Origin of the sequence: Psychrobacter sp. Pi2-52, from assembly GCF_904846705.1 — a bacterium.
Taxonomy (GTDB): Bacteria; Pseudomonadota; Gammaproteobacteria; order Pseudomonadales; family Moraxellaceae; genus Psychrobacter.
On sequence record NZ_CAJHBS010000019.1, the window covers coordinates 24,142 to 49,805 of the forward strand.

Here is a 25,664-nt window from a genome sequence, read left to right on the forward strand (position 1 = left end):
GCTCTAGCTGTCATAGCGCCAGCTTTTTTTATTCAGCTGCGCATATATAATTCAGTGGTGTATATTATACATAGTATTTTAGATATTGCAAGAGCAATCTCTAGTATGATTAGAGATTGCCATTCTTAGACTAGCGACTAATCACACAAATATTTTCATCTGAAATTATTATTTTTTTTGAATAATATTAATCTAAAACAATATCATACTGCTCTTGGGTATATAGATTCTCTACATCAAAAGTAATCACCCTACCCAGTAAGTACTCTAAATCGGCTACTGTGTCTGACTCTGTGGTAAGTAGTAAATCAATGACTGCCGCATGAGCAACCACTGTGAACTTTTTGGGAGAATTATAAGTGCGGGCACAGCGCATAATCTCACGGAAAATCTCAAAGCAAACGGTTTCTGCAGTTTTAACAAATCCTCGACCTTGGCAAGTTGAGCACGGCTCACAAAGCTGTTGACCCAACGATTCACGTGTGCGCTTACGTGTCATTTCTACTAAGCCAAGCTCACTAACCTGCGTAATTTTAGTTTTTGCGTAATCTTGGGTAAGCTGTGCCTGTAAGCTCTCAAGCACATCATCTTTATGCTGTTGCTCAAGCATATCGATAAAATCTAGAATGATAATGCCACCTAGGTTACGTAGTCGTAGCTGACGAGCAATAGCATGTGTGGCTTCTAGATTGGTCTTATAAACCGTATCCTCCAATGAGCGACCGCCCACAAAAGAACCTGTATTAACATCAATCGTCGTCATGGCTTCAGTCTGATCGATAATCAGATAACCGCCAGACTTTAGATCGACACGGCGCTTTAGTGCATCACGTAAGTCGTCTTCGACACGGTGTACATCGAATAGCGACTGCTCAGCAGTGTAATGCACAATACGATCATAGACAAATGGAACAAATTCTTTGGCAAAGTATCTGACTTGCTCATAGATTTGCGTATTATCAATGATGACTTTTTCGGTATCAGCGTGAACCAAGTCACGGATAGAACGTAATGGTAATGACAGTTCTTGATAGATCAGCTCTGAGCTCTGATGATGATTAATCTCTTGACGACGAGCACAGATAGTACGCCATAGCTGCAATAGATAATAGATGTCCTCTTCTAGCTTATCGACAGGAACACGCTCAGCAGCGGTACGGGCAATCAGTCCACCTTTTAGATTGACCGTCTGCATCAGGCTACTAAGTTCGGTCTTTAATCGGCTACGCTCTTCTTCACCATCGATACGCTGCGATATACCAATATGATCACTCGATGGCAAATATACTAGATAACGTGATGGCAGCGAGATATTAGTGGTTAGACGAGCACCTTTACTTCCTAACTGGTCTTTGGTTACCTGTACCAAAATACGCTGACTTTCATGCAGACGATGCTGAATCAATGTTTTAGACGCTGGTACGATCTCCGTACTTTGCGCACTGACAATAGGCGGCGTCACAGCCAAGCTATCAGCAGAAGCCTTGGCAGTCGCATCGTCCTCATTTATCTCGTGCTTAGTGGCCTTAGCCGCTTTGTTTTTTTCTGCAACCGGGCGTGGTTCACGCTGCATATCGTTGACATGTAGAAATGCGGTCCGTGATTGACCAATATCTACGAAGGCTGCCTGCATACCAGGAAGGACACGTACGACCGTCCCCAGATAGATATTGCCGACCAACCCCAGTTTGTGATGTCGTTCAATATAAATCTCGCCCAAAATACCATTGTCTAAAACCGCAACACGGGATTCCATTGGACTAATATTAATCAGCAGCTCTTCGGACATAGTTTTTTCTCTTATCTCTCAGCTTTCTTATTAGACGGTCATCGCCTATTAGATTGACAGTGTAACAAATGCGACTTGCTATTGCCCATTACCCTACCGTGTCATTATGTGCATATCTCATTATAACGGGTTGACTGTGTCCATACTGCCTTCTGTCATTTCTTTGATTAGTGCCAGTGTTTGTGCCAGTGGCAGACCAACGACATTGGTATAGCTGCCATTAATACGACTGACCCATGTAGCACCAAGTCCTTGAATGCCATATCCACCTGCTTTATCAGCAGGTTCGCCACTATTCCAGTAGTCGCTCATCATCTGTGTCGTCAGTGGTATAAAAGTCACTTCCGTACGTTCAGTGATTCTCTGCTGGTTGATAATTTGAAAGGACTGTGTAGGTTCTGAGGGGCTTCGTTCTGCTATAGGCAATAACTGTACTTGAGTCGCTTGAACGGCAGTCCATACTTCGTGGACGTTATCAGACATACGCTGCCACATACTATATGCGTGCTCGCGATCGACGGGCTTGACCAATACTGTCTTACCATCTGACAGCACGCCAATAGTATCAGAAGTCAAAATAACAAACGGTGATGTAAGGTTATCGTGATTTGCTTGAGAGGTGTCGCTCAATTGTTGTATCGCGGCATTAGCTTTGGTTTCGACCATACGTTCGATATAGGCTGTCGGCGACTCATTATCCAACGGTGTCTCATCGATATCTACACTTAATATAGTAAAGTTTAGTTGCGCTCTTTCTAGTAGCTCACGACGACGCGGAGAGCCAGATGCCAAAATGATATCCATCGATATTCTCTTTATTTATAAATTTATGATGCGCGTGGTCATATAGTATTACGGACAGAGTAAGCTAAGCTGTTAATCAGAGTAATAGCTAATGACTCATTAACGCGAAAACTTGCGCAAAGCAAACAGTACGAGTGGCCAGCTGATGATACTCATAAACAATGAAAAAGCAGACTGAGCGACAAAGACGTTTTGAATAAACATCTGTAGTATCCATAGATTTACCTGAAAGACAACCAGCCCTAGACTAGCAATTAACCAAGCACTAACGGTATTCAACTGTCTGACATAGATACTGGTAATTTTGATAACCAGTGCAACAACAACAGCGGCAAACGCTTGCTGTCCTAAATGGGTATCCATCAATAAATCAGCAATCAGTCCAACCGTAAACGCGGTAAAAATGCCAACATAGCGGGGCTGAAACAATAACCAATAGATCAGCACCATGATCATGACCATAGGACGCAGTGTGGCCATGCTTGGGCTTAATGGATAGACATTGAGCGATGATGCAGCAATGAAACTTAGAACAATCACAACTATCAAGAGTACCGTGGCATTCTCAGAATCAGGATACGACATGGGTACTTACCTTAGCGAGTGTTTGATGGTTGCGGTTATATTGTTGATTGGATATTGGCAAGGTGAATACCATAAATGGAAAGATTTAAAACGTTACTACTGTGACTTACGTCGTTATCTATGGAGCAGTAGCAGCAGCATTGTTCTCGTTTAGCAGCTTGTCTTGAAGTATTAATACATAGGCATTGTCAATAAAGTTAGCTGCTGGAGTAACTTCGATCGTTCTAAAGTTATCGGTTTGCTCGTCTTTGACATGCGAGATACGCCCTACTCGATAACCTGCCGGAATACGACCGCCCAATCCTGACGACACTAGCTCATCACCTACTCGCACATCTGAGGTTTTAAAGACATAATTGAGGCTTAATGCGGTTGGAATACCTTGGCCTGTAACGATAGCACGCTGACCGGTACGCTTAACAGTAACCGCAACTGACTGCTGCTCATCTGTAATCAACAACAGACGGCTAGTATTCGGGTAGACATTAATAATCTGCCCTAATACACCGTCTTCATCGATGACCGTTTGTCCAACTTGAACGCCATCTTGCTCACCTTTATTGAGCACGACAATCTGTCTGAGCAAATTGGTATCTGTACCAATGACTTGTGCCAAACTAAGATCGAATTGCTCGGGCTTGGTGGTAGATAAGATACCTTGCAGACGTGCGTTCTGAGCCAAAATATAATCTTGCTGTTGTAGCTTGGCATGCGCGTGTATTAATTGCGACTTTAGCTGCATGTTTTCGCGACGCAGTGCTTCTTTTGATTGCAGACTACCACCTGCCCAATGCTTGGCATAGCTTGGTAATAGAGACAGCTCATAGATTGGCTGCATGGCGGCATGACTGGTGCTACGTACAGGCTTGAACCAATCAGAGTTTTTGCTATCAAACCACATCAAAATTAAGGCTGCTATCAATACGATAACAGTCTTACGAAGTGATAACGGCTGGCGAGCAAAAATACTTGGAGTCATAAGTCGTCTGATTTAAGGATTCTAAAATGAACAATAGCACTTATTTATAGCATGAGTGTTTATCGAGGATATTGGGTTCTAGCACAAATGAATGCAATTAAAGGTAGCACAATCGGCTACCTTTAATTTTATATATAGTCAATTTTCTATAAATCGGATACGGTGTCAGTCACGCTCAGCCTAATAATTATAGTACTTTCGCTCGGCTTTCCTGTATCCAAATTATATTGAACCGACTATATTTATAGTTTCATCATTCACATAAATCATCATATATTGCCAAGACTATATGGCAATTGAAGATAAAGATGACTTAAACAAAAATCATGTTTAAACTTTTGTTATTGATGAAATCAAGCGCGATACCACCACCGCGACTAACGCAGGTTAATGGATCTTCTGCTACCGTCACTGGCAAACCAGTCTCTTGTGAGATAAGTTTGTCTAGGTCACGTAATAGCGCGCCGCCACCTGTCAATACGATGCCACGCTCAGCGATGTCTGATGACAACTCTGGCGGAGTCTGCTCAAGTGCTACTTTTACAGCGCTAACAATACCGCTCAATGGATCAGTCAACGCTTTTTGCACTTCTTCTGAATTGACAGTAAAGGTCTTTGGCACACCCTCTGCCATGCTACGACCACGAACTTCTACTTCTAGTTGGCTGTCTTCATTCAATGCCGAACCGACTTCTTTTTTGATGCGCTCAGCAGTCGTCTCACCGATGACACAACCGTGCGTACGGCGTACATGAGTGATAATCGCTTCATCAAACATATCACCACCGATACGAATCGACTCAGCATATACGCAACCAGACAGTGCGATAACAGCAATCTCAGTTGTACCACCACCAATATCCACAACCATAGAACCACTGGCTTCATGAACTGGCATACCAGCACCGATAGCCGCAGCCATCGGCTCTTCTAGCAATAATACTTTGCTCGCACCTGCTGACGATACTGCCTCACGAATCGCCTTGCGCTCAACTAGAGTAGACTTACATGGTACACAAACCACGACATTAGGCTGTGCCATAAAACGCTTGGCTTTTACTTTAGCGATAAAGTGCTTAAGCATTTTTTGCGTCACTTCAAAATCAGCAATCACACCGTCTTTTAACGGGCGAATTGCTGTGATGTTCGCAGGCGTACGACCTAGCATCTGCTTGGCATCGATACCAACAGCGGCGACGGTCGGGTTTTGAGTACGATTGCTTCGTAACGCGACCACCGTAGGCTCGTCAAGTACGACGCCTTTATTAGGAATAAAAATTAGGGTGTTCGCAGTACCGAGGTCGATAGCGATATTATTTGATAAAAATCCAAACAGGTTCATGACTAATATATCCAGCGTCTTACGAATGAGGCGAATGAGATTGACTGAGGTGTTACTCGTCAGTGTTGAGCAGGTCGTCGTTAAACATTACTTGTGGCAACAGTTAATCATCCCAACAAGTCAAAATCCAAACAATAATGATGAAATGAAAAAACTGAGCTAAATTATACCGATTTAGCTCAAAAAAAACATAGATATTTGCATCAGTAAGTAAGGATTTTTGTCTTAGACGCCAAAAGTTGTTACAAAGTTTGAAATAGTAGTGAATATCATTCAACTCAATGAAACATCATTTAATCTGATAACTAACAAGGCTCTACAGGCAGATGAATGTTTTGCTTAATAGCAGATGCATACTGTAACGTATTTTAGAAGCTAATTGGAGAGCAATTAAGGAACAATGATGAATTAGAGGGTCAGTTTTGCAATTCTCTGTAAATCATTGTGTCTTAATTGGCATTATGGCTCGGCTAACACCATATCTTATTCAATATTACGTCTTTATCAATTCAGTCTCTTGGTTGAGATTGTGCATCAATCAAGCGTCATGCTCTGTAAACTTGAGTCAGATGCTTTATAATAAGCCCACTTACTATTTATATCTATTTTAGTTGTTTCTATTTTAACGCTTACGTATTTTCGTTTTCGTAAACTACTCTAACAAAAACTGTCCTTAACTGGAGAAACTATGTCTCAGCAGCCAGCAACGTCTGACAGCAACGTCAGCCGTGAAGAAATCCTAGAAGTTGCCAACCTTGCCCGCTTAGGTGTCGATGAAAGTACAGCCGATAGCTATGCTGATGATATCAGTAAAGTATTAAAACTGATGAATACGCTATCTAACGTTGATACGACAGACATTAAGCCACTAGCCAATATCCATGAAGCTTGCCAAGAGCTGCGTGCTGATGTAGCAAAACACGATATCAATCGTGAGCGTAATCAGTCAGTCGCGCCTGCCGTAGAAGAAGGCTTATATCTAGTGCCTCAGGTGATTGAATAATAATGGCTGAGTAATACAATCACGCATTTGCCATTATCCTATTTTATTTTATGCTATTAACATTTTGACGGACGACACCTTATGTCTGAACTTCATTTATTAAGTACCGAGCAGCTCATTACTGGCTTGCAAAACAAACAATTTAGCAGCGCCGAATTAACCGAACACTACATCAAGCGTATCGATGCGCTAGACGGCAAAATTAACAGCTTTATCACTCATACCTCTGAAACAGCACGCGCACAAGCAAAAGCGGCAGACGAGATGCGTGCTCAGGGCGATCAACGTCCGCTACTTGGCGTCCCAATGGCGCACAAAGATATCTTTTGTACTCAGGGCGTACTGACCACTTGTGGCTCAAAGATGCTACATAACTTTGTCTCACCATATGACGCGACTATCGTTTCTAACATCGACAAAGCTGGCATGATTAGCTTAGGTAAACTCAATATGGATGAGTTTGCGATGGGCTCAGACAACAGTAGCTCATACTACGGCACCGTACAGAATCCTTGGAACCTAGAGCGCGTCCCTGGTGGCTCATCAGGTGGTAGTGCTGCTGCTGTTGCCGCTGGTTTTGTCCCTGTTGCTACCGGTAGTGATACGGGTGGCTCTATTCGTCAGCCTGCCTCATTCTGTGGTCTAACGGGCATCAAGCCTACTTATGGCCGTGTGTCACGTTTTGGTATGATTGCCTACGCTTCAAGTCTAGATCAAGCGGGTAGCATGGGACGCAGCGCTAAAGATTGCGCTTATCTACTCCAGCCAATGATTGGTCATGATCCGCGCGATGCAACTTCTATCAAATATGAGATGCCTGACTACGTACAAGACATCGATGATGCCCAAGCCGCTGCTGGTGATAAGCCATTTGACGGTCTTCGTATTGGTGTGGCCAAAGAATACTTCGGTGCAGGGCTTGATAGCGAAGTTGAGCAAGCAGCACGTGCTGCGCTCAAAAAATACGAAGAGCTGGGCGCAACGATTGTAGAAGTGAACATCACTGATCCTGAGATCACGCTTGCCACTTACTACATGCTAGCACCTGCTGAAGCGTCATCGAACCTATCACGTTTCGATGGCGTACGTTTTGGCTATCGCTGTGAGAACCCAACGGACCTTATCGATCTATATACACGCTCACGCTCTGAAGGCTTTGGCCCTGAAGTACAGCGCCGTATCTTGACAGGGACGTATGCGCTATCGGCTGGTTATTTCGATGCTTACTATACCAAAGCACAGAAGATTCGCCGCTTAATCGTCAAAGACTTCGATGAAGCCTTTGCTAGCTGTGATGTGATTGCTAGCCCGACTGCACCGACTGCGGCTTATAAGCTTAGTGAAGACCTAGATCCTGCAACGATGTACTTAGGTGACGTTTATACCATCGCGGTCAATCTAGCAGGTCTACCTGCCCTCAGTCAGCCAGTTGGTTTGACGACAGAAGGCCTACCTATTGGCTTGCAATTAATCGGTAAGCATTGGCAAGAGAGTCAACTGCTCACGACAGCGCATCTGTTCCAGCAGCATACTGATCATCACCTACAACACTCTACCATCGCAAAGGAGACGGTATAATGAGTACAGCTACTACTGATAACAATGCCGTCCGTGAACACGCCGTGCGTAAAGAGCTATTTGTCGATGGCTATGAAGTGGTCATCGGTATCGAGATTCACTGCCAGCTAAATACGGAAAGTAAGATTTTCTCAAGTGCGCCGACTGACTTTGGTCATGAGCCAAACAGCCAAGCAAGTATCGTCGATTTGGGTTTGCCTGGCGTATTACCAGTGTTAAATGCTGGTGTGGTCGATCGTGCGCTAAAATTCGGTATCGGTGTCAATGCTGAGCTGGGTCTGTTTAATACGTTTGACCGTAAAAACTACTTTTACCCTGACTTGCCTAAAGGCTATCAAATCACCCAGATGGCCAATCCTATCGTGGGTGAAGGCTATATCGATGTCGTCGTCAACGAAGGCGAAAAGAACGAATATCCGAAACGTATGGGTATCACTCGCGCACATCTAGAAGAAGATGCAGGTAAATCTGTCCATGATGCAGTCGATGGTATGACGGGTGTGGATTTGAACCGTGCAGGTACACCACTAATCGAAATCGTCTCTGAGCCAGACATGCGCTCTGCTCACGAAGCACTTGCCTACATCAAAGCCATTCATCAGCTAGTTACTTGGCTAGGTATCTCAGACGCAGTAATGGCTGAAGGCTCATTCCGCTGTGACTGTAACGTCTCTGTGCGCAAGCCAGGTGCTGATCTCGGTACACGTACTGAGCTAAAAAACCTAAACTCATTCCGCTTTATTGAGCGTGCTATCAATCGTGAAATCGAGCGTCAAATCGATATCTTAGAAGATGGCGGCAAAGTCGTACAAGCAACGATGCTATATGATCCAGAGCGTGATGAAACGCGTACCATGCGTACCAAAGAAGACGCCAATGACTATCGCTACTTCCCTGATCCTGACCTGCTGCCTGTCCGTATCGAGCAGCATACGGTTGATGCGATCAAAGCAGCGATGCCAGAGCTACCAGTCGCTCGTCGCGCACGCTTTGAAGAAGCGCTTGGTCTGTCAGAATATGACGCTCGTATCTTGACTGGTAGTCGTCAAATTGCCGACTACTTCGAAGATGTAGTGGCTGAAATCGGTCAGCAAGATGCCAAAATGGCTGGCAACTGGGTCATGGGCGACTTGCTCGGTGCCCTGAACAAAGATGACACCGACATCATCGACTCCCCTATCAGCGCCAAACAATTGGCTGGCATGCTCAAGCGTATCAAAGATGACACGCTATCTGGCAAACTGGCTAAGAAAGTCTTTAGTGCTCTATACGAGCGCGATGGCGGCGATGGCGATGATGCAGCAGATAAAATCATCAAAGAAAAAGGCCTCAAGCAAGAAACCGATACTGGCGCTATCAAAGCGATGGTAGAAGAAGTCATCGCAAAAAATGAAGCGATGGTAGAAGAATATCGTGGCGGTAAAGAAAAAGCCTTTAACGGTCTAGTCGGTCAGGTCATGAAAGCCAGTCGCGGTAGTGCTAACCCACAGCAAGTGAACCAAATTCTAAAAGAATTATTGGGTTAATATTGGCTGCTAAGCGATTATACTGACTATGCTATGCAGAATAATATTGTAGAGTTTGGCTGCTATAAATAGCCCTTGCAATATACATAATTTTGCGTAAAATAGTCAGTCACTCGGGGCGTAGCGCAGTCTGGTAGCGCACTACACTGGGGGTGTAGTGGTCGCAGGTTCAAATCCTGCCGTTCCGACCAAACATAGCAGTAATAGAGAAAAGCCAATCATTGTTTTCAATGGTTGGCTTTTTTTTGTGCTAGATTTGGTTGGTGATTGTATGATGGACAATCAAAAGTCAGCCATTCACACACTTTTAGGCTGACTTGTATTTATCTTTGTTTAAGGGTGTAGGGGTGTGAATGTGAGCTATTTGTTTAAGGACTTCTTAAGTCTTGAAGATGTAGGCGAATATATGAACCAGCATGGATATTCTTGTGACTTGGAAGTAGAAGAGGATTACTATAGATTGAAAGATACTATCTTAGACCTTCATAATGAACAGAAACTGAGCATCGTATTTTATCATGATGATTTTGCTACTATTAAAACGCTAAAGATTGCTGAAAATGGTTCGACTGAACAAATAGAAGAATTTGAGTTCTATATATCAGGATACTTCCATGCCCCAGAAGCTACTTCAGTACTAAAAGACGGAGCGAATTTAAGAATAATACAAAGCTATTACAACTATTATTTATTGCATGATAAAGATGAATTACCAATTTATGATGATGATAATAAATATAAAAATATAATTGGTAGTAAGTTTACTTCAATAGAGTTTGGTGATGACATAACGCCGTCAATCGTAGAGCTTTCTGATTTGAGATTTCCTAAGGCTGATTTAGATAAGTTGTTCAATAAAAAAGGTAGCGAGTTGAAAAGTGTCAAAGATGAATTAGCAGACGTAAAAGCACAAAATGCGAAATTAATTGCTGACATAGAGAAAAATAAAACTACCGGCAGTTTTTCAACGGGAACACCGACAGTAGCGTATGGCGAACCTAAGACCAATGAGCAGTTAACAGAAGCGTTGACAACTGCTAACAACCAAATAGCAGACCTTAAGAGCCAACTTGCACAAGCTAAATCTGAACTAGCAGACAAGCCAGTTGATGATAAGAAGTTAGCGCCCAACTCAGAAGCTAAAGTAGCTAAGCTAATCTATACCATATTGAGTGAACTTAAATATGAACTAACACTAGGCGGTAAAGGCAACACTAACCTATTAATCGAAAATGCTTCAAAAAACCTCAATACCCCGCTATCACCTAATTTTATAGCTTACTGGTTAAAAAAAGCCTATCAGCTAAAAATTAAAGACCCAAATAATTAGGGTCATATCGTCATTTTTTAGGGTCATATGACCGTCATGTGACCTTATATGACCCCCTTATCACCACATACCATAGAACCATGTTGAAAGCCGTAGCACACCGTTATGGCAAATATGGAGCTAGATAATGACTCAGCAAGATTATACCCCACCTAATTTAGAGCAGCCACCGCATAACGCGCCTAGCAATTTATCAAAACGGCTACTCCCTATACTTAGAATAGTACTCAGCATCCTTTTACCCTACCTGCTATCACCGCCTGATATCAGCATTCATATTTATCATATTAATATTATATTTTAACGCTAAAACACTGAGCACTACCCTAGCCGATACTCGTGTCCTATAGACTTTTATGAAGCGAGCCGTTAGGGTAAATGTACACCTTCACACTGGTTTATCCGATGTCCGAGCTTGTCAATCAGCCCACATTTAATCGCCTCATAGATGACTCTCCTTGGGAACGTTACCGCCGACCTTATGTGCGCGACTTGTCTTATGTATTGGCATGTCCTAATGTTTTGACACAGTGGCTAGACTTTGCTCCGCACCAGAATACACATACGGTTGCCGTGCATAGCGCACAATTTTGGCAGACGCAGTTTGAGGCGTATAAGCAACGATTAACAGAGCTAGACACCACTGCCGCCTATCAAGAGCTGACTCGCTATTTGCTCAAACGCCCCAGTCCCAATCGGCTGGGTTTTCATTTTGAAGGTTTACTGTCATTTTGGTTAGAGGATGGGTTTGCACGCAAGCTGCATCCGTATGAGACACTGGCTAGCAATGTGCAGCTCTATAATGGTAAGCAGACGACTGGTGAGCTTGATTTGATTTTGTATAACCATGCAGAACAGCTGGTTGAACATTGGGAGCTAGCCATTAAGTTTTTTATGGGGTCAGCACCTTTTGAGCCTGTGAACTGGGTTGGGATTAATTCCAATGATAATCTACAGCGTAAAATGACACACATGCAAACCAAGCAGTTTCGAGCGGTGTGGGTAGATACAGAAAATCACGGACAGGTAAAAATCGATAAGCGTTATGGCGTGATTAAAGGGCGATTCTTTTTACCGATTAACACAGCTGATTGCGGTGATTATGATTGGCCATACTGGCTCACGCCGAGTTTTCCAATACATGAGTGGTGTGATAAAAGAGACATGGCAAGTCTTGCAACGATTGACACTACAGATTTGCGAGCCGCGCATTATATTGAGTGGTTCACCAAGCGCGACTTTTATGATGGGCGAACTGCTTATGATGGTCATCAGCAGCCGATAGTTTGGTCAGATAGCGAGCTACCTAAAACAGGTTTATATTTTGAAGGCAATCGACCAATCGTTATTTACCCAAGACAGTCAGACCAGCTCGATGAATAAATTTAGCTAACCTAAACTTTTAAAATAAAACTGCTTGGATAATGTTTTAGCCTTAACAATCGAACAGCTTTCACAGAATGCTTAATAGCTCTCAATCACTTGCATTAGCTCATATCTAAGCATATCGGCACTCGGCATACGCTCAGCATGGAAGCGCACCATCGCAATACCTGCACTGGCAAGCGCCTTATCCTTTTTATCATCCGCTTTTTGGCGGGCTTTGCTACTATGCGTCCAGTCATCAAGCTCGATAGCGACCAATGTAGTCTGAGCATCGACATCCACGATCACATAGTCAACGCTCTGACGGCAGATACGATTGAACCAAAAGCTACGCTCTGATGTCTCACTACTATTGGCTTCAATGATCCGTGACAGCTGTACTTGGACAAATATGTGATACTCCGGCAGCGCATTTTTTAACTTATTAAAAAATATCACTTCCGTATCGGTCATAATCGGCATCGGCGCAAATGGCCAAATAGCCAACTCATCACCGCGCACAGGTTTTGGATCTGGCTCAACGACAGGGCGCTTCGTCAGTAGTGTTGGTAGCAGCTTCGGTAACGTAATCAGCCCCAAAAACCCAACGGCCAATATTAAAAATATAACACCAAACGACATGATTCTACCTTATACAGTATGAGAGTGATGGGCTAATTGTCATTATTAATAGCAATGAATAATGCGCCGATCACGACAAGGCAACCTATATAGGCTGACAGGTTATACAACAACGGATTATAAAAATGGCGCTCATCTTAACTAAGGCTGCGCTAATCAGCAATCTATAAAACAAAAAACACGACAGTATTTGTCGTGTTTTTATATAAAGTAGATAAAAGTCGTATTGAGACCGTTAGAAATGCTCTAGCTTAACGCCAGTAAAGCACCCAAGCGCTGGTCGTATTTACTTTAGGGTCACTATTGATTTTATCTTTTAATGCCAATGCTGCGACTTTGCCACGTTCAGGCCCAACCACAACACGCACTCCACGACTAGTGGCACTGGTCTTGACTTGATAACCTGCTGCTCGGAACTTTTTCGCTAACTCATCCGCTTTGGCTTGGTCGTTTGCTAGAGCTACTTGCACCCCAAAGCTACCTTTAGCGTCTGTTTCTTTGACTTCTTTACGCGCTTCACTCAGTTTTTGCTGCGCTTCACGTTTGGCATCGGCAGATTTCTTAGCCAGCGCTTCTTCTTGTTGGCGCTTCTTCTCACGTGCTTGTTCAGCGGCCGCCGCTTCACGCTCTAAACGTTGTACCTGTTTGCTCGATGGGATGGTGATACTCTGACCCAGTTGTAGCGCTGCTGATGGAGATAGGTTGTTGGCTTGAGCCAATACTTCTACAGGCATATTATATTGTCTTGCCAGTTTTATGAGTCCATCACCTTTCTTAATCTGATATTCAGAAGGCGATTTGGGTGGCTCGTTTTTTGCCGCTTCAGCTGCTTCTCTTTTTCTCTCAGCCGCTGCTTGAGCTTCAGCCTGCTTTTTTTCTTCGGCTAGTTTCTCTGCCTCCGCTTGTTTTTTGCTCTCAGCAAGTTTTTTGGCGGCCGCTTGCTCTTTGATAGCCGCTTGCCTTTGGGCTTCTTGTTGCTCTTGAGCCGCCTTTTGCTTTTCGGCTTCGCTAGACTTTGTAGTATCAGTAGCAGACTGACTCTCAGTACGAGGCTGAACGGTAAGATCTGTAGTAACGTCTTTTGTAGACTCGGTACTGCTGGTTTCATCAGGAGTTGGCGCACTATTATCGACATATTGCTGGCTCTCAGCACGTGCCTTGGCCAATGCTTCTGCTTCAGCAATCTCCTGCTCTGTCAAAAACTCTTTTGCACGTTTTTCTTGCTCTGCAACGCGGGCTGCACGCTCTTTTTGCTTTTGAGCAAGGATACGCTTTTCTGTTTCAATATCAGTTGTGAGCGGCTGCGGAGACTCTTGCTCCGAGCTTGATTTATCGACCATCGCTGACATCGGCTCAGGCTGATCGCTATCACCAATCTGTTGCACCATGGCGTATAGCATCACGCTACCGCCGATAATCATCCCAATGCCCAATAAGGCTTGTCTCGAAAAGTTCATCCGTTTACGTCTCTTAGTTGGTAATAAGGTTGATTGAGCGGCGCAGCGACTATCTCAAAGCAGTATATCAAATCGCTTTAATCATGATCTCTTACCGCCAGTTACTGTCAGTTAATGCCATCAGGGTTGAAAATTTGTGCCGACCATCTTCTACTGGTCTGGCAAATCATTTTGATTATAAAGCATATTTTTCATGCTGTCTGCTATCAGGCTACGACTAAGATTAACATTAAACAGGCACTACTTTAACTTAAATTATCATACGCTAAGGGCACTTAACGCTTCCCCAATCGTATGAAACGAGCCACATACGACGATAAGGTCTTGCGGTTGGCTCGCCTCTATCACTGCATGGGTCGCTGTATGCAAACCATCGAACTCATATATATTGGTGCTATCGATATATTTAACCAATACACCTTGTAGCTGCTCAGTAGTCGCGGCACGAGGGTAATCAATCTCAGCGATAAACCAGTCACTAATTGGTAAGCCTGCTTCAGTCAAACGCTGCACAACCTTATCAATATCCTTATCACCTAACATAGAAAATAGCATTTTTATCTTTGGTGTAGGGATATCCGCTGAGCTATCTTGATTACTTTGCTTGGCTACATGCTGCTGCCAAAATGGTAATAGCTGCGCTAGTAAGAACTCAACGCCTTGCTCATTATGCGCCACATCAAACAACCAATGACGGCTATGACTCTCACGATAATCGAAACGACCTGCCAGTTTGACAGTTTGTAGTGCTTGCTCAATGGCATTGATATCGACATCCAATGGACTTGCTAATACGGCTGATAGTGCATTGGCCGTGTTAGTCAACGATAGCGCAGGACGTGGTAACTGCAAGGTAACCGCTGCATTACTGTATTGCCAAGTCGTTGCATCAATGTCGCGGTAGCTAAAATCTTGTTCAATCTGATAGCAAGTAGCCTGCTGAGTATCGATGGATTTTTGCACGCTGGCTGGCATCTCAGTAGCACCGTAAATCAGAGGAATGCCGTTGCGCAAGATACCTGCTTTCTCGCGGCCAATATCCTCGACATTGTCCCCCAACCAGTCGACGTGATCGATGCCGATATTGGTAATGACTGCCATGTCAGGATCAATAATATTGACCACATCTAGGCGGCCGCCCAACCCTACTTCTAATACCCACACGTCACAATCTGCCTCAGCGAATATCAATAGCGCTGCTAGTGTGGTCATCTCAAAGAACGACAACGTCAACTCGCACTGTAAGCGTGCCGCCTCTACTTTGCTAAAGGCCTCAATCAGCGTCTGGTCGCTAACCATCTCGCCATTGATGCGTACACGCTCATTGAAAGCGCTAAGATGTGGCGACTGGTATAGTGCCGTCTTATAACCTGCGGCTTTACACATTTCGGCGATGACAGCGGTTGTAGATCCTTTGCCATTGGTACCTGCTACAGTAAATACATAAGCGTCATCTTTAGCTGACTGCACCACACCTAACGCTTCTGCGACAGGCAATACTCGTGACAATCCCATATCGATTGCAGACACATGAATCTGCTGCATATAATCGAGCCACTCAGTTAGGCTAGCACTTTCATTAGGACTATGGGCGTTGGGGCTGCGAAGGTCAGAGGCTAAAAGGTCAGACATGGATAAAACCTATATAAAATTTAATAAGAGATAAAAACATATGTGTTAGCTAAAACCAAAAATAGCATTTACCGTGCAATGACGATAAATGCTATTAGGGGTCTTGCATATGTAGTAGATGTTAGCACGCAGCTAAGTCATTATGCACTCAATAAATGATTCATTATACTGAGTCATTTACCTTATCGAGCATCTCATTTTACTGAGCATCTACATTTGGTACGCGGCATAGTTTTGCAAGCAGACGATAGATCGTATCAATTAGCTGATGACGATGTACCACTTCATCCACTACGCCATGCTCTAATAAGAACTCAGCGCGCTGGAACGGCTCTTCTAACGTCTCACGTACAGTCTGTTCAATCACTCGCTTACCAGCGAAACCGATCATCGCTTTTGGTTCTGCTAGATGAATGTCACCTAGCATCGCCAGTGATGCAGTTACGCCGCCGTACACAGGATTGGTCAATACCACAATGTAAGGAATCCCAGCGATTCTTAGACGCTCAATCGCTGCTGCCGTGCGTGCCATTTGCATTAATGACAATAGACCTTCTTGCATACGTGCACCACCAGAAGCAGCAAAGCAAACCAAAGGTACTTTTTGCTCTAGCGCTTTTTCAGCTGCTTGAACGAAACGATCACCAACGACTGAACCCATTGACCCGCCCATAAAGCGGAAGTCAAAAGCACAGGCGACGATATCAAGGTTACGCAGTTTGCCATACATAGCAACCAACGCCTCAGACTCACCTGTTTTTTCTTGTGCTTCACTCATACGCGCAGGATATGGCTTACTATCCACAAAGCTCAATGGATCTTTTGCCGTAAATTCTTGTCCTGTTTCGCCGTCTACTTGATCAAGTAACCAGTTCAAGCGCTCACGAGCACTCATCGGTAAATGATGATCACAATGCGGGCACACATAACAGTTAAAGATCAGCGCTGTGTTGGTAATCATCGAATGACAATTGCTACACTTAGTTGACGGTTCAGTCTCTACCGCAGACAGTGGCGCAGTCAAATGCTGCTTGATACCTGGAATAGGACGGTTAAACCATGACTGCCTATCCGTATTGCTGTTTGGCGCGGCTTTAGCAGTATTGTTATCGGGTTTTGTTATTGTATCAGTCATATTATTTGCCATCATAAAAGGCTTATTGACAAGTTTGCTCATTCGCTTGTCATTGAGAGTTTAATGGTTGTCTAAACAAAGTGTCTAATACAGTCATAACATGAGCAGTTATGCGACATATTGATAAATAAATCTTGTATGTCGGTAATTTGATTATGCGCTTGTTGATAGATAATGTATTTGCCGATCAAAATGACGAATAAACCATTGCTATCAGACACCATATAATAGTGATGTTAGTTTACACTCGTAAACTAATTTTAGCAAAGTCATTTAGTAGTGTCTTCACGTAAAGCTTTTAAGTAAAGTCTTAGGTAAACAATAGCTGCAATTTGACTTTGCCGTTTCAAATAACTGCTTCTTCAAATAACTATCTCTTCAAGTAATAACAATATGGAAGCAATAGCTATCAAGCACTTAAACTGTCTAATGCTGCACGTAGCTCATCCATTTTTACCATGATGTTCTGCTGTGCATTTGCAACCGCAGCGGCATCGTTGGCATCAATATCGGCAAAATTCTGTACCAATGCACTACCGACGATAACACCATCTGCATGAGTACCGATCGCTTTTGCAGAAGCACCATCACGGATACCAAAGCCGACGCATACTGGTAGGTCTGTTTCCGCTTTGATTGCTTGAACTTGAGTTGCTACATCGTCGGTATCTAGCGTGGCTGAACCAGTCACACCTTTTAGTGATACATAATAAATATAGCCGCCACAATGAGTCAATACTTGCTCACGGCGCTCAGGTAACGTCGTTGGCGATAGCAAGAAAATCTCATTCATCGAATGATCGGTCAAATGCTGAGTGAAGCTGCCCGCTTCTGCTGGTGGCAAATCTACCATCAATAAACCATCAACGCCTGACTGCTCGCATAGCGCGACAAAATTGTCATAACCGATGATTTCAACAGGATTGAGATAGCCCATTAGGATAATTGGCGTTTGTGTATCTGTTTTACGGAACTCTGCGACCATTTTTAGTGCATCACGAGTACTCGTACCTGCTGCTAATGCACGCTCGCCAGCCAATGCTACAGTTGGACCATCTGCCATTGGGTCAGAGAATGGTAAGCCGACTTCGATCATATCGGCGCCGTGCTTGACCAAGTCATGCAGTAGACCGACAGTGGTTGCAGGATTAGGATCGCCTGCCATCACATAAGGAATCAGGGCTTTTTTGTTTTGTAATTTTAAGGTTTCAAAGGTACTTTCAATTCTGGTCATAGTGGTCTCTTAATTGTTATAAACTGGCATATTTGACCCTTCATTTAATAATCTATATTGAGCAATAAAAGGTCAAACAATTTTTCTTATAAAGAAGAATCTAGTAACTTATAAATTTAACAACTTATAAAGATATTCGTTACTACAACTCAATCCCTTCTGCCTTCATCACTGAATGCAGATCCTTGTCACCGCGACCTGACATATTAACGATAATCGTCTGATCAGGGGTCATGGTTTTAGCCAGTTTCAATGCATAAGCGACAGCATGGGCAGTCTCAAGCGCAGGGATAATACCTTCTTTGCGCGTTGCTTCATGGAAGCCTTCTAACGCTTCTTTGTCCGTACAGCCGACATACTCAACACGCTTCATGTCTTTTAGGAAGCTATGCTCTGGGCCGACACCAGGATAATCAAGACCCGCTGAGATAGAATGCGTCTCTTGAATCTGGCCATCATCATCTGCCATGAGGTAAGTACGGTTACCATGTAGCACGCCGATACGACCAGCCGCCAATGGTGCTGAATGACGACCTGACTCGATACCATCACCTGTTGCCTCGACGCCATACATTTTAACTTCAGTATCGTTTAGGAAGTCAAAGAACAAACCAATCGCGTTTGAGCCACCACCGACACAAGCAACCAACGCATCAGGCATTTTACCTGTTTTTTCTAGATGCTGAATGCGTGCTTCTTTACCGATAATCGCTTGAAAGTCACGCACGAGTAGCGGATAAGGATGCGGACCTGCAACCGTACCGATGATGTAATAAGTGGTATCTACATTAGTGACCCAGTCACGCATGGCTTCATTCATCGCGTCTTTAAGCGTGCGTGAACCAGAAGTCACTGGCACAACCGTTGCACCCAGCAAACGCATACGATAGACGTTCATCTTTTGGCGCTCGACATCATCTGCACCCATATAGACGATACATTCTAGACCTAGGCGCGCGGCAATCGTTGCCGTCGCGACACCATGTTGACCTGCGCCCGTTTCAGCAATAATACGCTTCTTACCACACATTTTGGCAAGTAGAGCTTGTCCAATGGTGTTATTCACTTTATGCGCACCAGTATGATTTAAGTCTTCACGTTTAAAATAAATCTGCGCACCGCCAATCTCATCACTGAGACGCTTGGCATGATAAAGCGGTGTTGGACGACCGACATAATTGACCAAATCATTGTGATACTCTTCCCAGAATGCTGGGTCTGCTTTTACTTTGGTATAAAGCGTTTCTAGCTCTTCTAGAGCAGCCATTAGCGTCTCAGAGACAAAACGCCCCCCATGTACACCAAAATGACCGCGCGCATCAGGATACTGGTTAAAGTCCTGTACGTTTTCAGGGTTGGTAAAAGTATTAACCGATTGTGCGGTAGCAGATAAATCTTTGTTCTCGACATGACTCATGATAATTCCTACTGTAATAAGTGGTATTTTTTAGATAACTTTAGATAAATAGAGAGAAAATAATAAAAAGGGATAACAATCTAATAAGATTTAAGCAGAAAAATCGGAATAACGATCAACTAAACAGATTACGTATAGCAAATAGCTAGATACACACCCACTTAGATGGCGCCAGTGACCGTAGCGTTTTGCCATCGATCGCGCTTGACCGCTTTCATAAAGGCACGCATTTTGGCAGCGTCTTTTTTACCTTTATCAACCTCAATACCACCGCTCACATCGACGCCATAAATAGGCAAATCTAATGTCGCGGCAACATTGTCAGTATTGAGCCCACCAGCCAAAACGATCGGTAGTGCGCTGTCATGTGGAATGAGACTCCAGTCAAAACGCTGCCCTGTACCGCCATATGAATCTTGATGATAAGCATCCAATAAAATACTACTGGCACCTGCGGTCGCAAATTGATTAATTTGGGCACGAACGCTATCGAGGGTGTCTTGCTCTGTATTGATACGCAATGCTTTGATCCAGCGTTTATTGACCATACCTGCCAGCTGTTGGCACTGTTCAGGCGTTTCATCACCATGGAACTGGATAATATCAAAAGAGACGTTGTTTGCTAATTTAATCAGCTTATCTTTAGGCATATTAACCATTAACGCCACCACGCTGATAAAAGCAGGTACAGCAGCACTCAGGGTTTGCGCTTGCTCTATCGTAACTGCACGTGGACTTGGTGGATAAAAAACCAAACCCACTGCATCTGCACCTAGCTGTGCCGCAGTCTGTATATCACTAAGCTGAGTAAACCCGCAAAACTTAACGTGCATTTTGTGACCTTGCGTTTCATGGTACTGAATATGACACCGATTATAGCGGCATCAGGTAGGTTCAAGCCAAAGATAAATCGTTAGATGTGATGAGGTTTTGTTAACCAAACGGCAAAGCCATTGCATCCAAAAACTTATCCTAGCATACTTTTATCCTTAGTTTTGTTTATGATTGCGATTGATTAATATAGGGATACTTTGATGTCTAAGACTGCACAGACAGCCGCTACTGATACTGGCGACAATGCTACTAGCAAAAATCCAGCACATTACTTGATGTGGTTTCGTCGTGACCTACGTATCCATGACAATACTGCTTTAGCAGCGCTTTGTGAACGTGCAAAGGAAGACAACGCCTCAGTGTCTGCCGTATTCTTTTTGACGTCTGAGCAGTGGCAAGCGCACGATACGTCTCTTGTACAAGTTGATCATATTGCTCGCACGCTACCTATTCTAGCAAAGGACTTGCAATCGCAACTGAACATCACTTTAACAGTACAGCTCTGCCCAAGCTTTACTGACTGTATAGAGGCGCTCACGACCTTATGCAATGACAATGAAATCAGCTGCGTCATGGCCAATCACGAGTATGAAGGAAATGAGATTGATCGTGATGAACAATTAAGCAAACAACTTGCAAAAGGCGATATCGAGTTCGTCCGCTGGCATGACCAATGCATTTTGCCACCAAAAACTATCACGACCAATGATGGCGATAGTATGTATAAGGTTTTTACGCCGTTTTATAAAAAATGGCGACATACATTGGACGTCAGCACCATTCAAATGCATGAAGCACCCGCAGTGGATAGCGATTATAAAATCAAACTACCATCATCGCAAACGTTTGCCAATACAATCGACAAGATCAAATCACTAAGTGAGAAGATGCTCAGTGACTACCAGCAGACATTAGAAAAGAACGAGTCATTGCAGCATATCGATATGATAGCTCAGCTTGACCGCGCAAGAGACGCCTATCCTGCAGGTGAATCTGCCGCTTGCCAGCGTCTAGAGGCATTCGTCGATGATGATATCAATAATTATGATGTGAGCCGTGATGTCCCCCATCTGCATGCAACCAGTCAGCTATCGGCTTACCTCACCATAGGCTCTATCAGTCCTAGATTATGCTATCTACAGGCGAGCAAAGCACAAGAAAATCTACACGGTAATGACGGTGATAATGAAGACATCAATCGCTGGATAAGTGAGCTGGCGTGGCGAGACTTTTATCGTCATGTACTAGTAGAAAAACCAAACCTGATTCGTCATAAAGCGTATAAAGAAGAGACTGATACCAAGATTAATTGGTCGTATAACACTGATGATTTTGAGACATGGTGTACGGGTAAGACAGGCGTGCCATTGGTCGATGCAGCGATGCGTTGCTTAAATGCGACGGGGTTTATGCACAATCGCCTGCGAATGGTCACGGCGATGTTTTTGACCAAAGACTTGCTGATTGATTGGCGCTTGGGTGAGCGCTACTTTATGCATCAGCTGATAGATGGCGATTTTGCCTCCAATAACGGCGGCTGGCAATGGAGCGCCTCAACAGGTACGGACTCAGCGCCCTACTTCCGCATTATGAACCCCTTTAGCCAAGCCAATACGCACGATTCTAAAGCTCTGTTTATTAAAACTTGGCTACCAGAGTTAAAAGACATTCCTAATAGCATCTTACATAACGAAGATAAGATGCGTAAAGAGTTGGCAAAAGGTGGCAAGTTTGCCTATATCGACTACCCTGCGCCGATGGTCGAGCATAAATCAGCACGTAAGCTAGCTATCGCCGAATTTAAAAAAGAAGCTTAATTTTAGAAAATAACTAGCAGACTAGCCATTGGTAGTGACTGGCAATTGACATGCACCTGCACCCTGAGTGGTAACCGTCACTACCGCTCCTGTGAGTGCAAATAGCTGCTGCAACTGGGTTTGCGCATTTTGCAGTGCCATATTCATGACATCACCTCGGCAGGCACGTTCAAGTACTTCTTTTTTTGCCATAGTCTGTGCTTGTGCCAATATCTTAGGGTCGACTTGCATCATGCCAAAAGCCCCTGTCTGCCAGTCATAAATCTCAATATCATCCAGATATACTGAAAATATCTCTGTAGGCGGCAAAGTAATATTGATTTGCGGCATAGTGGCAGCTGATGAATTGGCATCAGCTACTTGCTCTTCGTCTACGTTAACTTGAGCAGGTTGCACTACTTGTACCATCTCAGGTGTCAGTGCACTCAAATCAACGCCTGCTTCTACGCGACCATGAGCGATAAACAATGCCTTTTGCTCATCCTGCCACAGCTTCATCCAGCTCCCAGGTCGCTCACTCGTAATCACCGTATCAACGCTGAATGCGACGGTATGTAAGCGATTTAACTGCTGAATTTGCGTAACCACCCCTTCGCGAGTAATGGTTTCTATCGGCGCTTCTTCTGGTTTGTTTTGCGCACTATAAATAGCAAAAACAATCGCTGCTAGACCGATAAGTAATATCACCCACGACATTGTCGCAATAGGACGTTTCGCAGGCTTTTGAGTGGCATTAGCGTTATTCATATCAGGATTATCCATAGAAGCTACCTTTATAATATTGCATCGTTTGGTAAGGCTAAGAGCGTTGTAAAAATGGAACAGATGCTTAGTCTATAAATGCGACTATTGTGCAGTAACTTCAAGTAATGGCTACCATTCCTCTACATAACTTTATCCATAAACCTCTACGCAACCACCTCAATAAACTGTCGCCAAAATAAGCAGTGCTTTCGCTATAAAATCATACGAATAGCTCAATTATTTATCCCTTATTGAAGCCTTTACGTCACGTTCGGTCTGAAAAGACAAAAAGTCATTGCGTCTTAGGCGAACTTTACCTAACATAGTCAGATTGTATGAATAAAATGTCAGTCTTAAAGCATTTATCAGGGTTTTGATCTGAATATATTGCATTTTTGGCATATTGATACATCAAATCAAATTTGCCTCTCTTTTATGAGAGTGGTTTTTACTGATGTGCTTTGTATATAAGCAGGTTGGTAACTAGGAAATACCCTAGATTATTGCTAAGTGATAAAGGTAAGCTTGCGGCGGCAATGAAACGATTAGCCATACGCTCAACATCCTACTATTTCTTATTTTTTTATCGTTGATAAGGTTACGCTTTATTTATGAAAGCCAGTCAATTTTTATTTGCCACACTAAAAGAAACCCCAAGTGACGCCGACATCGCCTCAAGCCAATTGATGGTGCGTGCTGGTCTTATCCGAAAGATTGCTTCTGGATTGTATATTTGGTTGCCTATGGGTCTGCGCGTTTTGCAAAAGGTCGAACGCATTGTTCGTGAAGAGATGCAAAACGTCGGCGCACAAGAAGTGCTTATGCCGATGACTCAGCCTGCTGAGCTTTGGCAGACGACCGGACGTTTTGATGATTATGGTCCTGAGCTATTGCGCTTCAAAGACCGTCATGATCGCGACTTTGTACTTGGTCCAACACACGAAGAAGTCATCACCAATCTAGCACAAGGTGAGCTGCGTAGTTATAAACAACTACCGATTACTTTCTTTCAGATTCAAGGTAAATTCCGTGATGAGATTCGTCCACGCTTCGGTGTGATGCGTGCTCGTGAATTCACCATGAAAGATGCTTACTCTTTCCATGTGGATCAAGCCTCATTGGCCAAGACTTACCATGACATGTATGACGCTTATACACGCATCTTTACCCGCTTGGGCTTAGACTTTCGTGCAGTACAAGCAGATACAGGCTCTATCGGTGGTTTTGCTTCACATGAGTTCCATGTATTGGCAGATAGCGGCGAAGACGATATTGCGTTTTCGGACTCATCTGACTACGCAGCCAATGTAGAGCTAGCAGAATCTGTCAGCACTGCTGAGCGTCAACCACCGAAAATGGAGCGTGAAGACGTTCTAACTGAAGGCATGACCAGCTGTAAAATGGTTGCTGAACACTTGGATATCCCGTTAGAAACTACGGTTAAAACCTTGATCGTTCATGGTCATACTGAGAACGATGAGCCACAATTGATTGCTATCGTATTGCGCGGCGATCATCAGCTCAACACTATCAAAGCTGAGAAAATCGAAGAAGCCAACGTACCATTGACGTTAGCTTCTGACGAAGAGCTAAAAGCGGCAGGTCTGCACAAAGGCTATATCGGCGTTAATTTAGATATGCCTGTGTTTGTTGATCGTTCAGCAGCTGCGCTGTCAGATTTTGTCTGCGGTGCCAATGAAGTGAACAAACATACTATCGGTATGAACTGGGCACGTGATACTCGCATTACTCGCATCGTTGATGTGCGCAATGTACAAGAAGGCGACCCGTCTCCTGATGGTAAAGGCAGCCTGAAAATCAAACGTGGTATCGAAGTCGGTCATATCTTCCAGTTGGGTGATAAATACTCACAAGCGATGAACTGTACGGTTTCTGGTGAAGATGGCAAACCTGTTACCTTGATGATGGGCTGTTATGGTATTGGTGTTAGCCGTATCATTGCCGCTGCTATTGAGCAGAACAATGATGAAAACGGCATCATGTGGCCAAAAACGCCAACGGTTGATGATTCAATCGCTCCTTTTGAAGTCGCTATCATCCCGATGAAGTCTAAAGAAGAGACGGTCATGCAGACGGCAACCGCACTGTATGAAGAGTTGAAAGCTCATGGCATCAACGTACTACTGGACGATCGTAATGAGCGCCCAGGCGTTAAGTTTGCTGATCTTGAGTTGATTGGTATTCCGCATCGTATCGTCGTCTCTGATCGCAACTTGGCGGAAGACAAGTACGAGTACGTCAATCGCCGTGAAGCCGAAAAGCAGATGCTGAGCCGTGAAGAAGTCATGGCAAAAGTAAGCGGTAAATAGTCTTGTAATTAAAGACTATATAACAAAAAGCGCCTATCTCATCACGTGAGATAGGCGCTTTTTTTATTGGCTTAAAAACTATTTAACATTGTATTTTTATTAACATCGTATTTTTAGCAAG

Annotated in this window: 21 protein-coding genes and 1 tRNA gene; 9 read left to right on the top strand and 13 right to left on the bottom strand. The window is 43.8% G+C overall.

The genetic code is table 11. The features are described from left to right. Window positions 1–187 precede the first annotated feature (187 nt). The 5 genes from JMY00_RS10460 to JMY00_RS10480 all read right to left on the bottom strand — a co-directional run bounded on the left by JMY00_RS10460 (window position 188) and on the right by JMY00_RS10480 (window position 5,499). On the bottom strand, window positions 188–1,789 hold the full coding sequence (locus tag JMY00_RS10460) for an Rne/Rng family ribonuclease (RefSeq protein WP_057758694.1): 1,602 nt from the start codon (window positions 1,787–1,789) through the stop codon (window positions 188–190). A gap of 120 nt (window positions 1,790–1,909) precedes the next feature. Then, on the bottom strand, window positions 1,910–2,593 hold the full coding sequence (locus JMY00_RS10465) for a Maf family protein (RefSeq protein WP_201580105.1): 684 nt from the start codon (window positions 2,591–2,593) through the stop codon (window positions 1,910–1,912). 99 nt (window positions 2,594–2,692) lie between these two features. Then, entirely contained in the window at window positions 2,693–3,178 is a 486-nt protein-coding gene (gene mreD / locus JMY00_RS10470) for a rod shape-determining protein MreD (protein WP_201580106.1), read from the bottom strand. A 118-nt stretch (window positions 3,179–3,296) separates the two neighbouring features. After that, on the bottom strand, window positions 3,297–4,157 hold the full coding sequence (gene mreC / locus JMY00_RS10475; RefSeq protein ID WP_201580107.1) for a rod shape-determining protein MreC: 861 nt from the start codon (window positions 4,155–4,157) through the stop codon (window positions 3,297–3,299). Between the two features lie 313 nt (window positions 4,158–4,470). Continuing rightward, window positions 4,471–5,499, bottom strand: coding sequence for a rod shape-determining protein (locus tag JMY00_RS10480; protein WP_082624553.1), 1,029 nt, complete (start codon window positions 5,497–5,499; stop codon window positions 4,471–4,473). 34 nt (window positions 5,500–5,533) lie between these two features. Between JMY00_RS10480 and JMY00_RS13695 the strand changes: the two genes are divergently transcribed. From JMY00_RS13695 to JMY00_RS10510, 7 genes are all read left to right on the top strand, one after another. Further along, window positions 5,534–5,662 carry a hypothetical protein gene (locus JMY00_RS13695; RefSeq protein ID WP_259358613.1) on the top strand — a complete coding sequence of 43 codons (129 nt, stop codon included), beginning with the start codon at window positions 5,534–5,536 and terminating at the stop codon, window positions 5,660–5,662. 525 nt (window positions 5,663–6,187) lie between these two features. Further along, window positions 6,188–6,502, top strand: a complete 315-nt coding sequence (gene gatC, locus JMY00_RS10485) for an Asp-tRNA(Asn)/Glu-tRNA(Gln) amidotransferase subunit GatC (protein ID WP_057758683.1) — start codon at window positions 6,188–6,190, stop codon at window positions 6,500–6,502. An 81-nt stretch (window positions 6,503–6,583) separates the two neighbouring features. After that, window positions 6,584–8,080 (top strand): Asp-tRNA(Asn)/Glu-tRNA(Gln) amidotransferase subunit GatA, encoded by a 1,497-nt coding sequence (gene gatA, locus JMY00_RS10490; RefSeq protein WP_201580108.1) that lies wholly within the window; start codon window positions 6,584–6,586, stop codon window positions 8,078–8,080. Next, the gene (gene gatB, locus JMY00_RS10495) at window positions 8,080–9,606 is read left to right on the top strand and encodes an Asp-tRNA(Asn)/Glu-tRNA(Gln) amidotransferase subunit GatB (protein ID WP_201580109.1); all 1,527 of its coding nucleotides are present in this window, start codon (window positions 8,080–8,082) and stop codon (window positions 9,604–9,606) included. The genes gatA and gatB overlap by 1 nt, the downstream gene beginning before the upstream one ends. Window positions 9,607–9,720: 114 nt before the next feature. Further along, a tRNA-Pro gene (locus JMY00_RS10500) sits at window positions 9,721–9,797 on the top strand. Between the two features lie 215 nt (window positions 9,798–10,012). After that, window positions 10,013–10,936: a hypothetical protein gene (locus tag JMY00_RS10505; protein WP_201580110.1), complete on the top strand. Its 924-nt coding sequence runs from the start codon at window positions 10,013–10,015 to the stop codon at window positions 10,934–10,936. Between the two features lie 378 nt (window positions 10,937–11,314). Beyond that, window positions 11,315–12,319, top strand: a complete 1,005-nt coding sequence (locus tag JMY00_RS10510) for a DUF1853 family protein (protein ID WP_240990728.1) — start codon at window positions 11,315–11,317, stop codon at window positions 12,317–12,319. Window positions 12,320–12,400: 81 nt separating this feature from the next. On the opposite strand, the gene JMY00_RS10515 is transcribed toward JMY00_RS10510, so the two are convergent. From JMY00_RS10515 to JMY00_RS10545, 7 genes are all read right to left on the bottom strand, one after another. Further along, the gene (locus JMY00_RS10515; RefSeq protein ID WP_057758628.1) at window positions 12,401–12,943 is read right to left on the bottom strand and encodes a DUF2726 domain-containing protein; all 543 of its coding nucleotides are present in this window, start codon (window positions 12,941–12,943) and stop codon (window positions 12,401–12,403) included. Between the two features lie 251 nt (window positions 12,944–13,194). Continuing rightward, on the bottom strand, window positions 13,195–14,400 hold the full coding sequence (locus JMY00_RS10520; RefSeq protein WP_201548332.1) for a LysM peptidoglycan-binding domain-containing protein: 1,206 nt from the start codon (window positions 14,398–14,400) through the stop codon (window positions 13,195–13,197). A gap of 258 nt (window positions 14,401–14,658) precedes the next feature. Beyond that, the gene (gene folC / locus JMY00_RS10525) at window positions 14,659–16,032 is read right to left on the bottom strand and encodes a bifunctional tetrahydrofolate synthase/dihydrofolate synthase (RefSeq protein WP_201580111.1); all 1,374 of its coding nucleotides are present in this window, start codon (window positions 16,030–16,032) and stop codon (window positions 14,659–14,661) included. 199 nt (window positions 16,033–16,231) lie between these two features. Further along, entirely contained in the window at window positions 16,232–17,179 is a 948-nt protein-coding gene (accD, locus tag JMY00_RS10530) for an acetyl-CoA carboxylase, carboxyltransferase subunit beta (protein WP_180952657.1), read from the bottom strand. 397 nt (window positions 17,180–17,576) lie between these two features. Beyond that, on the bottom strand, window positions 17,577–18,401 hold the full coding sequence (gene trpA, locus JMY00_RS10535; protein WP_201580112.1) for a tryptophan synthase subunit alpha: 825 nt from the start codon (window positions 18,399–18,401) through the stop codon (window positions 17,577–17,579). Between the two features lie 142 nt (window positions 18,402–18,543). Continuing rightward, window positions 18,544–19,818: a tryptophan synthase subunit beta gene (gene trpB / locus JMY00_RS10540; protein WP_201580113.1), complete on the bottom strand. Its 1,275-nt coding sequence runs from the start codon at window positions 19,816–19,818 to the stop codon at window positions 18,544–18,546. A gap of 161 nt (window positions 19,819–19,979) precedes the next feature. Then, the gene (locus JMY00_RS10545) at window positions 19,980–20,681 is read right to left on the bottom strand and encodes a phosphoribosylanthranilate isomerase (protein WP_277350419.1); all 702 of its coding nucleotides are present in this window, start codon (window positions 20,679–20,681) and stop codon (window positions 19,980–19,982) included. 171 nt (window positions 20,682–20,852) lie between these two features. Between JMY00_RS10545 and JMY00_RS10550 the strand changes: the two genes are divergently transcribed. Beyond that, the gene (locus JMY00_RS10550; protein ID WP_201580115.1) at window positions 20,853–22,469 is read left to right on the top strand and encodes an FAD-binding domain-containing protein; all 1,617 of its coding nucleotides are present in this window, start codon (window positions 20,853–20,855) and stop codon (window positions 22,467–22,469) included. Window positions 22,470–22,490: 21 nt separating this feature from the next. Here JMY00_RS10550 and JMY00_RS10555 read toward each other — a convergent pair whose 3' ends face one another. Further along, complete coding sequence (locus JMY00_RS10555) at window positions 22,491–23,231, bottom strand: DUF4230 domain-containing protein (protein ID WP_240990729.1); 741 nt, start codon at window positions 23,229–23,231, stop codon at window positions 22,491–22,493. A 593-nt stretch (window positions 23,232–23,824) separates the two neighbouring features. On the opposite strand from JMY00_RS10555, the gene JMY00_RS10560 reads away from it, so the two are divergent. Next, window positions 23,825–25,543, top strand: a complete 1,719-nt coding sequence (locus JMY00_RS10560; protein WP_201548338.1) for a proline--tRNA ligase — start codon at window positions 23,825–23,827, stop codon at window positions 25,541–25,543. Window positions 25,544–25,664: the final 121 nt, after the last annotated feature.